Annotated in this window: 13 protein-coding genes and 1 pseudogene; 2 read left to right on the top strand and 12 right to left on the bottom strand. The window is 69.4% G+C overall.

Annotation, left to right across the window (positions count from 1 at the left end):
* Nucleotides 1-3 precede the first annotated feature (3 nt).
* From WT97_RS26670 to WT97_RS26615, 12 genes are read right to left on the bottom strand one after another with little or no spacing between them, the layout of a single operon-like run.
* Entirely contained in the window at nt 4-1,179 is a 1,176-nt protein-coding gene (locus WT97_RS26670; protein ID WP_060037108.1) for a PLP-dependent decarboxylase, read from the bottom strand.
* The gene (locus WT97_RS26665; protein WP_060354686.1) at nt 1,169-2,158 is read right to left on the bottom strand and encodes a 3-oxoacyl-ACP synthase; all 990 of its coding nucleotides are present in this window, start codon (nt 2,156-2,158) and stop codon (nt 1,169-1,171) included. Before WT97_RS26665 ends, WT97_RS26670 begins: the two co-directional genes overlap by 11 nt.
* 1 nt (nt 2,159) lies before the next feature.
* Complete coding sequence (locus tag WT97_RS26660; RefSeq protein WP_059498690.1) at nt 2,160-3,143, bottom strand: ferritin-like domain-containing protein; 984 nt, start codon at nt 3,141-3,143, stop codon at nt 2,160-2,162.
* 1 nt (nt 3,144) lies between these two features.
* Entirely contained in the window at nt 3,145-3,774 is a 630-nt protein-coding gene (locus WT97_RS26655; protein ID WP_060037112.1) for a hypothetical protein, read from the bottom strand.
* A 1-nt stretch (nt 3,775) separates the two neighbouring features.
* A complete protein-coding gene (locus tag WT97_RS26650; RefSeq protein ID WP_060354685.1) occupies nt 3,776-4,651 on the bottom strand; it encodes a hypothetical protein in 876 nt (291 codons plus the stop codon).
* A gap of 7 nt (nt 4,652-4,658) precedes the next feature.
* A complete protein-coding gene (locus tag WT97_RS26645) occupies nt 4,659-4,913 on the bottom strand; it encodes an acyl carrier protein (RefSeq protein WP_011350104.1) in 255 nt (84 codons plus the stop codon).
* Nucleotides 4,914-4,971: 58 nt separating this feature from the next.
* The gene (locus tag WT97_RS26640) at nt 4,972-6,075 is read right to left on the bottom strand and encodes a hypothetical protein (RefSeq protein WP_059498687.1); all 1,104 of its coding nucleotides are present in this window, start codon (nt 6,073-6,075) and stop codon (nt 4,972-4,974) included.
* A 13-nt stretch (nt 6,076-6,088) separates the two neighbouring features.
* The gene (locus WT97_RS26635; protein ID WP_060354684.1) at nt 6,089-7,417 is read right to left on the bottom strand and encodes a hypothetical protein; all 1,329 of its coding nucleotides are present in this window, start codon (nt 7,415-7,417) and stop codon (nt 6,089-6,091) included.
* Nucleotides 7,407-8,150 (bottom strand): outer membrane lipoprotein-sorting protein, encoded by a 744-nt coding sequence (locus WT97_RS26630; RefSeq protein WP_060354683.1) that lies wholly within the window; start codon nt 8,148-8,150, stop codon nt 7,407-7,409. The genes WT97_RS26635 and WT97_RS26630 overlap by 11 nt, the downstream gene beginning before the upstream one ends.
* Complete coding sequence (locus tag WT97_RS26625; protein ID WP_060037121.1) at nt 8,147-9,364, bottom strand: ABC transporter permease; 1,218 nt, start codon at nt 9,362-9,364, stop codon at nt 8,147-8,149. The genes WT97_RS26630 and WT97_RS26625 overlap by 4 nt, the downstream gene beginning before the upstream one ends.
* Entirely contained in the window at nt 9,336-10,046 is a 711-nt protein-coding gene (locus tag WT97_RS26620; RefSeq protein WP_060354682.1) for an ABC transporter ATP-binding protein, read from the bottom strand. Before WT97_RS26620 ends, WT97_RS26625 begins: the two co-directional genes overlap by 29 nt.
* Nucleotides 10,043-11,818: a fatty acyl-AMP ligase gene (locus tag WT97_RS26615; protein WP_257128559.1), complete on the bottom strand. Its 1,776-nt coding sequence runs from the start codon at nt 11,816-11,818 to the stop codon at nt 10,043-10,045. The genes WT97_RS26620 and WT97_RS26615 overlap by 4 nt, the downstream gene beginning before the upstream one ends.
* Nucleotides 11,819-12,248: 430 nt before the next feature.
* Between WT97_RS26615 and WT97_RS26610 the strand changes: the two genes are divergently transcribed.
* Nucleotides 12,249-13,196, top strand: a complete 948-nt coding sequence (locus WT97_RS26610; protein ID WP_059790084.1) for a fatty acid desaturase — start codon at nt 12,249-12,251, stop codon at nt 13,194-13,196.
* Between the two features lie 29 nt (nt 13,197-13,225).
* A pseudogene (locus tag WT97_RS26605) lies at nt 13,226-13,385 on the top strand (ferritin-like domain-containing protein); the annotation flags it as partial.

Genomic DNA, 13,385 nt, shown 5'->3' with positions numbered 1-13,385 from the left:
GGTCTAGGCCGGCCGCACGTACACGTGCGCGGCTTCGTGGGACAGGAAATGCGCCATCGAGTACGTGCGGTGATACGCGCCGCAGCGTGCGAACACGGCGATGTCGCCGACCTGGGGCGGCGCGCCCGTGTCGTCGCGGCCGATCACGTCCGCGCGGCTGCAGGTGCTGCCGACGTAAAGCGTCGGCACGCCGCGAGGCGCAGGCGCGGGTGCGCGGCGCACGAGCGACGGCGCGGCCAGGCGGCGCATCACCGATTCGGTCTGCGCGAGCAGGAACGCATGCGACAGGCCGCCGTCGCAGACGGCGATCGTGCGGTCCTGCCACGCCTTCACCGCGACGACGCGCGTCGCGAACACGCCCGCATCGGCGAAGATCGCGCGGCCGGATTCGTGAGCGAGCGAATACCGGCCGGCCAGCGGCGCGAGCGCGGCGGCATAGCGTTCGAACGCGGCATCGCCCGGGTGATCGTCGGCAAAGCCGCCGCCGAGGCTCAGCGCGCCGAGCGGCGCACCGTTGGCCGGCGCGAGATCGCGGGCCAGCGCCGCGAGCAATTCGGGCAGCACGAGCGTGTCGGGCTGCGTCGCGTCCTGGCGGATGAACGAATGCGGGCCGGAGAACACGTGCAGCCCGGCCACGGGCAAGCCGGCGGCCGCGAGCGTGCGCACCGCGTCGTGCGCCTCGTTCGGCGTCATCCCGAAGTGGTCGTGCCACAGTGCCTTCGCGTGGACGCCTGCCAGCGCGCCGGCGTTCACGCGCAGCAGCACCGCGCCGGGCGTGCTGCCGCCGGCCGCCGCTTCGCGCGCGAGCGGCACGAAACGCGCGACCGCGTCCGGGTTGTCGAGCACGAAATGGCAGCGCGACGCGAGCCCCGCGCGCATGAACATCTCGTCCATCGACGGATTGTTCAGGTAGCGCGGCGTCTTGATCCGGCCGATCACCGCGTCGAGTTCGCCGCGGCTCGCGAGTTCGACGCCGTCCTCGTACGCATGCGCGCAACGCGCGAGCATGTCCTGGTTCGGGTTCGCCTTCAGCGACACGATCAGCCGCGTGCCGAGCCGCGCCTTCAGCGACCGGTAGCGGGCGATCGCGACGTCCGGCTCGTACACGTAGCACGGCGTGCGCAGGTCGGCGATCCATGCGTAGTCGCCGGCGGGCGGAAGCGGGCGCTCAGGCGTCATGGCGACCTACCGGATGAAGCGTGGCGGCCGCATACGCGCCGCAGTTCGACTGCATCACGCCGAGCACGCGCCGGCCGCGCGCGAGTGCATCGAGCCCCACGTCGGCCAGGTTGATCGGAAAATCCGAACAGCACGCGTGGCCGCGCGCATGGATGTTTTCCGCATACAGCCGCTCGGCCGGCACGCGCATCGCGCGGCACAGCGCGTTCCAGCCGGGCAGGTCGGCGTTGTGCGGCAGCACGAGATCGTATGCGTCGAGCGCATGCGGCTCGAGCGCGACGGCCGCGTCGATCGCGCGGCGCGTGTACGGCCACTCCATCATGATCAGGTCGGCCTCGTTCGCGGCGACGGTGTCCGACCCGCGATGCCATTTCGCGTGCGTCTCGATCGCGATGCCGCCGAGCCGGTTCTTCGTGCTGTTGCGCGCGATCAGCATCGCGGCCGCGCCGTCGCACTGCACGCCCGTCATCTGCCGCATCCGGTAATCCTCGCCGTACACGCGGTCGGACGACACGACGAGCGCCGCATCGAGCTGCGGATGGCGGCGCATCAGCGCGCGCACGGTCTCGATGCCGGCCGCGACCGACACGCAGTTCAGTTGCGCGACGGAGCCGAGCCACAGCGGCTCGATGCCGAATTGCGCGGCCACTTCATGCGGCAGGCTGCGCGGCGCTGGCGGCACGCTGAACTGCTGCGTGTGCACGTGCACGATCGCGCCGACGTCGGACGGATGCACGCGCGCGGTGTCGAGCAGCCGGCCGACGGCCGTGATCGCGAGTTCGGTCTCGCTCGTGTCGAGCGCCATATGGAAATAGCGGCTGCCCGACTGCGCGATCGCGGCCGCCCGCTGCGCCGGATAGTCGCGCTCGGCGGCCCAGGCCTCGATATCGACGGGCGGGCCCGGCAGCTCGTAGGCCACCGCGTCGACGCCGATCCAGAAGCCGGCGTCGCGGGATGCGTGGGGGGAGGGCATCGTCATGTCAGTTGAGCGGCATCGCCGCGTAGTCGAGGACGTCGAGCTTTTCGAAGGTCGCCTGCACGGTCGGCGTGAGCAGGCCCATCTCGCGGATCGTCGGCACGAGGCGCCGGAAGATCGAGCGGCGGATCGAGCTCGACACCGGAGATTCGCGCACCATCGCGCTGCATTCGCGCTTCGACAGCCCCATCGGTTCCCAGATGTCGTCCGCGCACAGGTGCTCGTACAGCACGGCCGCGCCTTCGCAGATGAATTCCTCGCGCTCGCGCAGCTCGTGCGCACTCATCTCCGCGTACACGCGGCACAGCGTGATCCGGCCGACCGCGAAGTGACGCGCCTCGTCGCGCTGGATCCGCAAGAACAGGTCCTTGACGAACGGATCGGTGCTGTACGCGACGACGCTCTGGAAGATCGACAGCGCGATGCCCTCGACCAGCACCTGCATCCCGAGGTTCGTCATGTCGAGCGCGCTGCTCGTGATCGTGTCGTGCAGCAGCCCCTTCAGCGAGCGGCTCATCGGGTAGCTGACGTCGAGCTTCTCGTTGACGAGCTTCGCGTACGCCTCGACGTGGCGCGCTTCGTCCATCATCTGCGCGGCCGCGCACAGCCGCGCGCTCAGGCCGCTCTCGGCCGACGCGAGCTTCGACGCGCAGATCAGCGCGGCCTGCTCGCCGTGCAGGATCTGCGACAGCAGCCAGCCCTGCGCGTGATGGCGCACCTCGCGCTTGTCGGCGTCGGCGAGCTTGCCCCACAGCTCGGTGCCGTAGATCAGGAGCGTCGGGTCGGGCATGCCGAGGGGATTCGCCGGGTCGAGGTCGTGGCGCCAGTCGACGTCGGTCGCGACATCCCACTGCGCGGCCTTCGCCTTCTCGTACAGCCGGTTCAGCGCCTCTTCGCGCAGCGCGTAGTCGTTCGACATCAGCGCGTCGACGGGCATCGACCAGCGGATATCGGCCGTGTCCTGCATCACGGTAAGCGTGTCATTCATATCAGGGTCTCCCCGGCCGCGCGGCGGCGCCGGAATGATGGACGGAATCGATGAACGGAGCGGCGGCGCGCGACGCACCCGGGTGCGGGTCGAGCCGGATCGCATAGGCCGGCCACGCGCCGCGCAGTTGCGCGTCGAACGCATCGGCGAGACGCGCGGGCCAGATCGCGCAGCACACGCGGTTGTCGCCGGCGAATTCCGCATCGCGCAGGATGCGGTCGCCGATCCAGACGACCGGCGCGCCGCGCGCGGCGTCGCGCAGCGCTTCGTCGTACAGGTGCACGCCGAGCAGCACGTGCGGCGCGAGCAGTTCGGCCGGCAGCGCGCCGAAATACGGCGCACAGACTTCGATGAACAGGCGCGCGTCCGGATGCACGGCGCCGCGAATCCGCGCCGTGATTTCCGCGAGGAATGCGAAATACTGCACGTGGTCGAGCAGCACGCGGCGTTCGCCGGCGGCCACGTCGTACGTATTGCCGGCGTCATACGCATCGCCGGCCGCTTCCGCGAGCGCGGCGCGCGCATAGTCGGCCGGCGTGTCGAGCGGCATCCGGTAGGCGCTGGCTGCGACCGCAACCGGCTGCCGTGCGTCGCGCGCGATCCGGTACGTGAAGTGAACGGGCCGCACCATGTCACGCCTCGCCGTCGAGAGAGAACGTCGCGTCCGGCGCGAACGCGACGTCGGCGATCGCGTAATAGCCGTTCAGCGCGAGCGAGCAGACGGCCGCGCGGCGCGGCGTGTCGCCGTCGCGGTGCGCGAGCAGCACCGACAGCCACGGGTCGCTGCCGAACGCATGACCGAACAGGCCGTGGCCGTCCGGCAGCAGCGGCGTCTTGCCGACCGACGCGAGCAGCGCGCGGCGCGACGTGGCCGGAAAGAACGGCAGCGCCGCATGCAGCCCGGGGCGCGCCGCGCAGAACGTGCGGATGTCGCGACCGAGCCGCACGACCGCGCTGGCCGGCGGCGCGGCCTCCGCGACGACCGACTGCGCCGGTTCGCGACCGACGTCGACGAGCAGCGTGCAGACGCCGAAGCCCGAGCGCCCCCAGGCGGGATTGCCGTGCCAGTACGTATAGCCGTGCACGTCGATGTCGACGATCTGCAGCAGCAGCGTGCGCGGCCCGGTCTCGGCCGCGGTCGCGAGCGTGCGGCGCAGCACGTAGCCCCAGCCCGCGCACTCGTACGAGCACGTCATCCAGTCGGGCGTGTAGTCGTTCGTACCGGCGAGCGCCTGCGCGAACACGCGATGCTGCGGCGAGTCGTTCATCAGCAGCATCGACAGGATCGTCGAGCTGACCACGTAGTCGTCCGCGGCGATCGCGCCGCACAGTCGCTCGCGTTCGGCACACGCCAGTGCGCCGATCGCGCGGGCCGTGTCGTCGAGCGGCACGGCCGCGCCGTCGCGCGACGGCGCGACGCGTCGGTACGCGAGCGCCTGCACGGTCAGCGCGGTCGCCGGGGCCGGCTGGACGACGGCCGCCGCCGCGGGGGCAAGGGGCGCGAGCATCGCCGTATCAGGCCGCGTGCTGCTGGCGGCGCAGTTGCGCGTCGAGCTGCTGCAGCGTCGTGTATTGCGTGATGTTCAGCGCTTCCGGATCGATCGAACCGTAAAGCTGTTCGCAGAACACGATCAGCTCGACGATGTTCAGCGAATCGATGCCGAGTTCGCCGATGCCGGCGTCCGTGTCGACGGTTTCGACGTTGAGGATCTTCGCGACTTCGCGGGACAGGATGTCGAGCGCGTCGGCCGGAACGTTCTGGGTCGTCATGAGGGGAGCTCCTGAAGTTGAGTTGGATTGATCGGGATCGATCGGCCTGTCGCGTGGGTCAACTGCCGGCTTCGCAGCGCAGGCTCTTGCGAAGCTCGTGATAACAACGGTACGAACTGCCTTCCATCTTCGAAAACGCCAGCAGATCGCGCTGGTCGTCGAACAGCGGCACCTTGCCGTCGCGGACGAGCGCGCTCAGGAACTCGTTCGACAGCAGCTTGATCGCGAGCACGCGCTGCACCTTGCCGAAGCTGTAGTGCGCGTCGTCGGTCTGGTTGCGCGCGGCGTCCGCGATGAAGCGGTGCACCGCGCGTGCGTCGGCGTCGAGCTCGACGCGGCCGGTCCGTTCGAGCCAGCCGACGTGCGCCATCAGCGCGCGGACGAAGTACGGCCGCACGACGGTCAGGTATTTGTTGAACACGGTCGGGCCGCCGATCCGCAGGCGATCCTCGGCGGCGATGCGTACCTGGCCGGCGACGTTCGCGAGCTGCAGGTTGCCCGCGAGGAACGGCGCGCCGCAGGTCGCGCGTGTCAGCTTTCGGTACTCGTCGGGCCACACGAGATAGGCGGCCGGGAACATCACACCCGGCAGGCGTGCCGCCACGACGGCCATGCAGTCGCGGTGCGCCTCGATGCCCCACACCTTGTCGACCGTGAGCGCGAGCCCGTTGTCGTCGCTGCGTACGACGGTGCGCCAGGCGGCGAGCGTCGGGCCGCCGCCGTCGCTCATCAGGAACGCGAAGTTGTGGCCGGCGTCGATGCACTCGCATGCGCGGCGGTTCTGGTCGTCCGAGAAGAACAGCCCGAACATGATGCGGATGAACGCGCGCATGAACGGCTTGAACAGGTGATGAAACCCTTCGCGGCCGATCTGTTCGAGCAGCGCTTCGGTGAGCGGCGCCTCGTCGTGCCGAAGCGGCGTCGACGCGGACGCATCGGGCAGCACGTCCGGTGTGGACGCGCGCAGCGCGATAACCATCTCGCTGTCGAGCAGCCGCACGGCGGCGGCTTCGACCAGCCGGGCCGCCGCACGCGGCGGGGCGCCGATCGTGTCGAGGTTGTCGAGGTGGCGCAGCACCGGATACGCGGCCTGGTCGGCCACGCGCAGCAGCGGCGGAGAGGGCGGCGTGGCGGTCGAAGCGGGAACGGAAAGCGTGGACATGGCAGGGTTCCTGTCAGAAACGCACGCGCACGGCGGCGTCGATACGGGTGCCGAGACCGACCATCCGGTACTCGGACTGGCTGTCGGAGAATGCGCGCGTGACGGCGACGTCGACGCTCACGCGCTTGTTCACGTCGGCGACGACCTGCGCGATCGCGAGCAGGCCCTTGTCCTGCGGCGAATAGACGCCGCGCAGCGAATACTCGACGCGGCCGATTTTCTTGCCGAGCCGCGCGAACAGGTAGTCGCGCAGGCTGCCGTCGACGCTCACGAAGTTGGCCGTGCCGCCGAGGCCGGCCAGCGCGGCGCCGGGCGCGACGGGCAGCAGCGCGTTGTTCGCCTGCACCGCGCCGACCATCCGGCGCCACTGGCTGGCGTCGTAACGCGCCTCGTCGTGCGACCACTCGACGATCAGCGACAGGTTGCCGGGCAGCGCGCTCTGCATGCCGACCGCGCTGCGCCACATGATCTGGCGATCGTTGCGGCGATCGACGGCGTCGTACGCGGCCGCCGAATCGAGCGGCGTGCCGTCCGCGATGAAGGCCGGCAGCGGTCGCGTCGTGCCGCGTTCGAGCCAGGCGCCCGCATAGACGGTGTTCGAGCGCGCGACGTCGAACGACAGCGTCGCGCCGGCGCCGCCGCGGCCCGCGTGACGGCCGGCGAGCAAGGCGGCCGAGCCGCCCGACCAGTTGTATGCGCCGCGCACGAGTTGCGTCGCGCCTTGGACGTCGCGGTTGTCGACGTCGTTGCGCAGCGTGCGGTTCTCGCCGGCGATGAACTGCAGCGTGGTCTGCTCGCCGGCCCATTTCGCTTCGACGAGCGGCGTGCCTTCGACGTCGCCGTAGCGGTCGTAGATGTCGGCCGTCGCGGCCCGTTTCTGGAAGAAGCCGAGCGGGAAGAACGCCTGCGACGTGTCGAGCGCGTCGATCCGCTTGCCGGCCGTGAGCGTGACGCCGTTGTCGAACGCGTAGCGCACGCCGGCTTCGTTGAAGCGGCTCGCTTGCGCGCCGAGCGAATGATTACTGGCGACGACGCGCGCGTTCGCGAACAGGTTTTCGCCGTCGATGCGTGCGAGCAGGCCGGCTTCCTGCAGATTGCGCGGCGAGTCGCCGATCAGGCGGCCGAGCAGCGCACGGCCGTCCATGCTGTCGACGGAGCGCGCGTAGCCGATACCGTTGAGCGTGCCGAGCTGATCCATCAGCGATTCTCCATGCGCGAGCGTGCAGCCGAGCGCGAGCGGGATGGCGAGCGCGATCCCCGGCCAGTTGCGGCTGGCCCGGCCGGACGATGAACGGAGGCGGTCACGATGGGCGTCGGCATCGGCGTCGTACTCATTGACCATCGGCGAGCGTGTCGGGGTTGAACCAGCCCGACGGAATCTTGCGCGGCTGGCCGTCGAGGATGTCGACGACGCTCGCGCGCTGCTTCTCGACCTCGTTGCGATACGTGATCTTGCGGATCACCTTGCGGCCGTTCGCGTCGACCGGCGCGGAAAAATCCGCACTGCGAAACAGCAGGCCGCTCGCGAGGAAGAACTGCGCGCGCACCGGCACGTCGGTATCGGGCGTGACCCACAGCTTGATCGTCGGGTAGACGTTGTCGGGGTCGGTCGCGGTCAGGTCGAGCTCGGTGGCCGGCTTGCCGTCGATCGGCGTCGTGCCCGGGGCCGCCGTCGCGCGATAGCTGTCCGCCCAGTGCGTGCGCGTGATGTCGCTGATCACGACTTCGCCTTGCAGTCGCTGCATCCCGTTGATGCGCACCGCGCTGCGCGTGTTCGGCACGTAGAACCAGTGCCCGCGCGTGGTCGCGAGGTATTTCTGGCCGTCGTTCTCGCCGCTGCGCGTGAGCGCGAGCGTGTCGCCGTTGCCGCGCGTGTAGACGAGATAGCGGGTCGCGTCGCCGGATTGTCCGCCGACTTCGTTGGTGATCCGGATGTTCGTCTGCGTGTCGGCGGCCGTGCTGCGGTATGCGTCGGCACGGGCGAGCATGGCCTGGGCCGTCGGCACGTCGGCTGCGTGGACGGCGAGCGGCGCGCACGCGACGAGCGCGGCGAACGTTACGCGAATGCGGTTCATGGGGCGAGTCCTTCGAGGATGTTGCGTTTCGCGAGCCCGAGCGTCGCGAGCAGTGCCGCGGCCACGCCGAGCACGACGAACGCGGCTTCGACGGCGGCCACGGCTGCGGGCGACACGGTGAATTCGAGCAGGATCGGTTTCACGCGACCGGGCGGCGCGGGCAGGTGGATCTGCGCGTGATTGAGCGCGACCATCGTCAGCAGCGCGAGCGCGATGCCGGCGGCCGCGCCGAGCAGGCCGAGCAGCGCGGTTTCCTGGATCAGCACGCCGCGCACCGTGGCGGCCGGCACGCCGAGCGCGCGCAGCGTCGAGATCTCGCGACGCCGCTCGACGATGCTCATCAGGATCCAGTTGCTCATCGACAGCAGGATCGTCACGCAGAGGATCGCGCCGAATACCGAGAACTGGTTCTTGTACAGCGCGACGACCTGGTGATAGAGCGACACGAGCTGGTCCCAGGTCCGCACGTCGAGCGTCGGCAGCGCGGCGCGCAGTGTCGCGGCGGCGGCCGGCGTGTGCGCGGTATTCGACAGGAACACCGCGATGCGCGACGCGCGGTCGGTGCGCAGCAGCGCCTGCGCGGCCGTGAACGTCACGTCGACGATCCGTTCGTCGACGTCCTTGTTGCCGGTGCTCATCACGCCGACGATCTGCGCGTCGGTCGCGTTGATGCCGCCGTGCGCGGTCGACGCCATCAGTTGCACGACCGAGCCGACGTGCACGCCGAGCTTGCGCGCGAGCTCGGCGCCGACGACGACTTCGGTGCCCGCATGCGTCGGCGACAGATAGCGGCCCGACAGCACCGTGTGATAGTCGAAGAAGCCGGGCGGCTCGCGGTTCGGCTCGATCCCTTCGCCGACGAAGCCGTAGCTCAGATCGCCGTTCGACACGAGCCCGTCGAAGTCGATACCGCGCGCGGTCGTCGCGACGCCGGGCAGCGCGGCGATCGCGCGCGTCGCGGCAGCCTGCTCGTCGGCGGTCAGCCCGTACTGCAGCGGCCGTTCGCCGATCAGGTCGAGATAGCCGTGATGCAACACCTGCACATGGCCGACGCCGCTGTCGATCGACCCTTCGCGCACCGCGTCGAACGTCGCGATCACGTAGCCGAGCGCGAGGCTCGACGCAAACGCGGCGACGCCGATCATCGCCATCGTCAGCACGGTGCGGCGCCGGTTGCGCCAGAGGTTACGCCACGCAAACGTCGACCAGTTCACGATTCACTCCCGGTACGCCGTCGCGCATCACGATGCGGCGCGGCAGGTGCGCGCACAGACGATCGTCGTGCGACGCAATCAGAAAGGCGGTGCCCAGCGTGCGGTTGGTGTCGAGGATCAGCTCGGCGACCGCCCGCGCGTTGGCGCTGTCGAGGCTCGCGGTCGGCTCGTCCGCGATCACGATCGCCGGCTCCTTGGCGAGCGCGCGGGCCAGCGCGACGCGCTGCTGCTCGCCGCCCGACAGTTCGCCGGGGCGGTGTCGTTCGCGCGCGGCAAGCCCCACCGCGTCGAGCATCGCGCGGGCGCGTTCGCGCCGCGTGCGCGGCGTGCCCCACGCGAAGCAGCCGAGCTCGACGTTCTCGAGCGCCGACATCACCGGAATCAGGTTGAATTGCTGGAACACGAAGCCGATGCGTTCGCGGCGAATCCGTTCGAGCGTGTCCGGCGCGTCGTCGATCCGGCGGCCTTCGAGCCAGCGTTCCCCGCTGCTCGGCACGTCGAGAAAGCCGGCGAGGTTGAGCAGCGTGCTTTTGCCGCTGCCCGACGGGCCGACGAGCGCGACGACGTCGCGCCGGCCGATGGAGATCGTCGCGCCGCGTACGGCGACGACGCGGCCCGCGCCCTCGTACACGCGGGTGACGTCGCGCAGTTCGAGCACGGGGCCAGGCGACGCGGCCGTCATGCGAACGCTCCCTGGCCCGTTTCGACGGCGGCCGACGCGGGAATCACGGGCAACGCGCCGTTCGCATAGAGATCGCGACACTTCAGGCGCTGCAGCTTGCCGCTCGTCGTGCGCGGCAGCGAGCCGGGCTCGACGAAACACAGATCCTGCGCGGCGAACCCGATGCGCGACGCGAGCAGCTGCTGGCACTCGGACCGCGTTTGCGGCGTGGCGTCGACGGGCCGCGCCTCGATCGCGACGACCAGCCGTTCGGTGCCGGTTTCCGGATCGGGCAGACCGAACGCGATGCACGTGCTCTTGCGCAGCGCGCCGTGCGACGCCAGCGCTTCCTCGATCTCGTGCGGGAAATAGTTGCTGCCGCGAATGATGATCACTTCCTTCTTGCGGCCGAGGATATGCAGCTGGCCGTCCGCGACGTAGCCGATGTCGCCGGTGCGGAACCAGCCGTCGGCCGTCAGCGGCGCGGCGATCGTGCCGTCGTCGGGGTTCAGGTAGCCGAGCATCACCGACGTGCCGCGGATCGCGACTTCGCCGACTGCACGGTTCGGCAGCGCGTGGTCGCCGTCGTCGAGGATGCGGAACGCCATCCCGTCGATCGGCGTGCCCATCGCGAGCACCGTTTCGGTGTCCGCTTCGGTATCCGTCTCGTGGCCGTCGTTCGCGGCGGCCGGCTGCGCGTCGCGGCGCTCGATCAGCGCGCGCCGGTCGAGCGTGTCGGCGATCACGTACGGTGCGCCGTCGACCGCGCCTTCGTGCCATGCACGGTGCATCGATACCGCGAGCGTCGATTCGGCCATCCCGTAGCACGGTTGCAGTGCCGACGCCGCCAGGCCATACGGCGCGAACGTCGCGGCGAAATCGCGCAGCGTCGCATCGTCGACGCGTTCGCCGCCGATGAAGATGTTGCGGCACGCGGACAGATCGACGCCGTCCATCGCGGCGGCGTTGAAGCGGCGCACGCAATAGCGCAGCGCGAAGGTCGGCACCGACGTCGTCGTCGCGCGCACCGATGCGATGCGCTTGAGCCAGCCGAGCGGATTCCGGATGAAGCTGTTCGGCTGCATCATCAGCAGCGGTGCGCGGTAGTGGAGGTTCGACAGCAGCGTGAGCAGCCCCATGTCGTGATAGAGCGGCAGCCACGACGCGGTGCCGTCGCCGGCCGCGACATCGAAGCGCACCGACCCGCCGATGCCGAGCACGTTCGCGATCACGTTCTCGTGGCTGAGCACCGCGGCCTTCGGATGCGACGTCGAACCCGACGTGAGCTGGACATGATGCGGATCGCGGCCGCTCTTCGCGCTGATCAGCGCACGCGCGCCGGCATCTGCAGCGCTCGACAGCATCGCGAGATCGACGACGCGCGTGGACGCCGCGGGAAACGCCGCATCGTGCCAGGCCGCGGCCTGCGCATCCGCGGCAACGACGATGCGCGGCCGGTACAACTCGCACGCGACGTCCGCCACCTGCCGTCCGGCCGTTGCACGCCGCGCGGGAACGGGCACGGTGCAGGGCAGCGCGCCCGTCATCACGCAGGCCATCATCGCGACCGCATGCTCGACCGACGCGGGCAGCGCGAGCATCACCAGATCGTTCTCGCGCACACCGAGCTCGCGCAGCGCACCGGCCTGGCGAAACACCTCTTCCGCGAAGCGGCGGTACGTGATGCCCGCCTCGTTGCCCGCGTCGTCGACGAACGTCATGCGATGCATGGCGCCCGCGACGTCCTCGAGCGATTCGATCAGGCGATGAATGGTGGATGCGTACTTCGTCACGAGGGTTCTCCCCTTGAGGAACACGGCCGCTCGCGCCACGGTGCCGGCGGCGCCGTTCGTCGAGTGAGGTGGATTCTTGCCGGATCGATCCGCTGCGACAAACGGAATCTATGCAGGCTATGCATGAGCGGAGCGCATCCACGAAGGCCGGCGCAGGTTCCTTATTCGCGTGATTAGCGTGCTCGAGGCGCGAGGTGACTGGTCGGTCTCATTCGACCGGTCGTCTAGTTCACGATGTGGTTCGCTCATGCGCAGGCGTCATGCAATGCGTTCGGAAAATTCGCTTGTCCGAAACATCGACTCACAGAAGAATTGCATCCCGGCAGCGCGCCAGCGTCGCCGCGTCATCGTGCCGGGCAGGGTCCGGCTCAAGGAGAGCGTCTTGTCCGTCACCTCATCGCTTGTTGCCCGCTCGAAACCGGTTGCAGACATGAAGAGCCGCCCGAGCGGCGTGGTCTTTTCGCTGAAGCTGGCGGTGTACGTCGCGCTCGTCGCGCACGGGATGATGTTCGCGCTGTCGACGCTCGTGATCGTGAAGATCGTCGGCATCCTGCTGATCGGCGCGATGTATGCGCACGGCGTCGAGCTGCAGCACCAGGCGCTGCATTACCAGGGGTTCCGCAGCAAGCGCCTGAACATGGTGTTCGGCGTGCTGCTCGGCATGCCGATGCTCGTGTCGTTCCACGCGTACCAGGACAGCCACCTGCGCCATCACCGGTTGCTCGGCACGCCGGAGAACAAGGAGTTCTTCGACTACGGCGACCAGTACGGCGCGAGCCCCGTCGTCAATGTGGGGCTGTGGGCGTGGCGGCTGTCGATGGCTGCGCACTATATCCAGTTCGCGAAGAACGTCGCGAAGCTCGTCGTGCCGGGCGCGCGCTTCGGCGACAACGCACTCGTGTCGCGCGCGATCCGCCGCGACTATCTGCTGATGGCCGCGGCGATCGCGCTGCTCGCCGCGCTGTCGTTCGCGCTGCACACGTGGTTCGCCGTCTGGGTGTGGGTCGTGCCGCTCGTGTGCGTCGCGGCGCCCGTGCATGCGCTGGTCGAGATGCCCGAGCACTACCGCTGCGACCTGACGAGCACCGACCCGTTCCGCAACACGCGGACGATCGAGAGCAACGCGTTCATGACATGGTTCACGAACGGCAACAACTATCACGTCGAGCATCACATGATGCCGAGCCTGCCGATCGAGCGGTTGCACGACCTGCATGGCGCGATCGCGCCGCGCATCCGCTATTACCACCGCACCTATCGACAGTTCTACTACGCATTGCTGCGCGGCCGGCTGTCGCCGCGCTCGGTGGACGACGATCGGGACGACCGCGAGCCCGATGCCGAAGCGGTCGCGCCGGCGTCCACGCAATCGGCGTGACCGCCGATGCCGAGTGCGTTGCGACGACGATGACGACGATGCTCTATCCGGAACTTTTCAGATCGCTCGAAGCCGTCCGTTGGGACATGGAGAAGGACATTCCGTGGGACAGGTTCGACGCTTCGCTGCTCACCGACGAGCAGGCGAAGACGATCAAGATGAACGCGATCACCGAATGGTCGGCGCTGC

Origin of the sequence: Burkholderia sp. MSMB1459WGS (genome assembly GCF_001534535.1) — a bacterium.
Taxonomy (GTDB): domain Bacteria; phylum Pseudomonadota; class Gammaproteobacteria; order Burkholderiales; family Burkholderiaceae; genus Burkholderia.
This window is presented reverse-complemented; position numbering and strand designations above follow the sequence as displayed.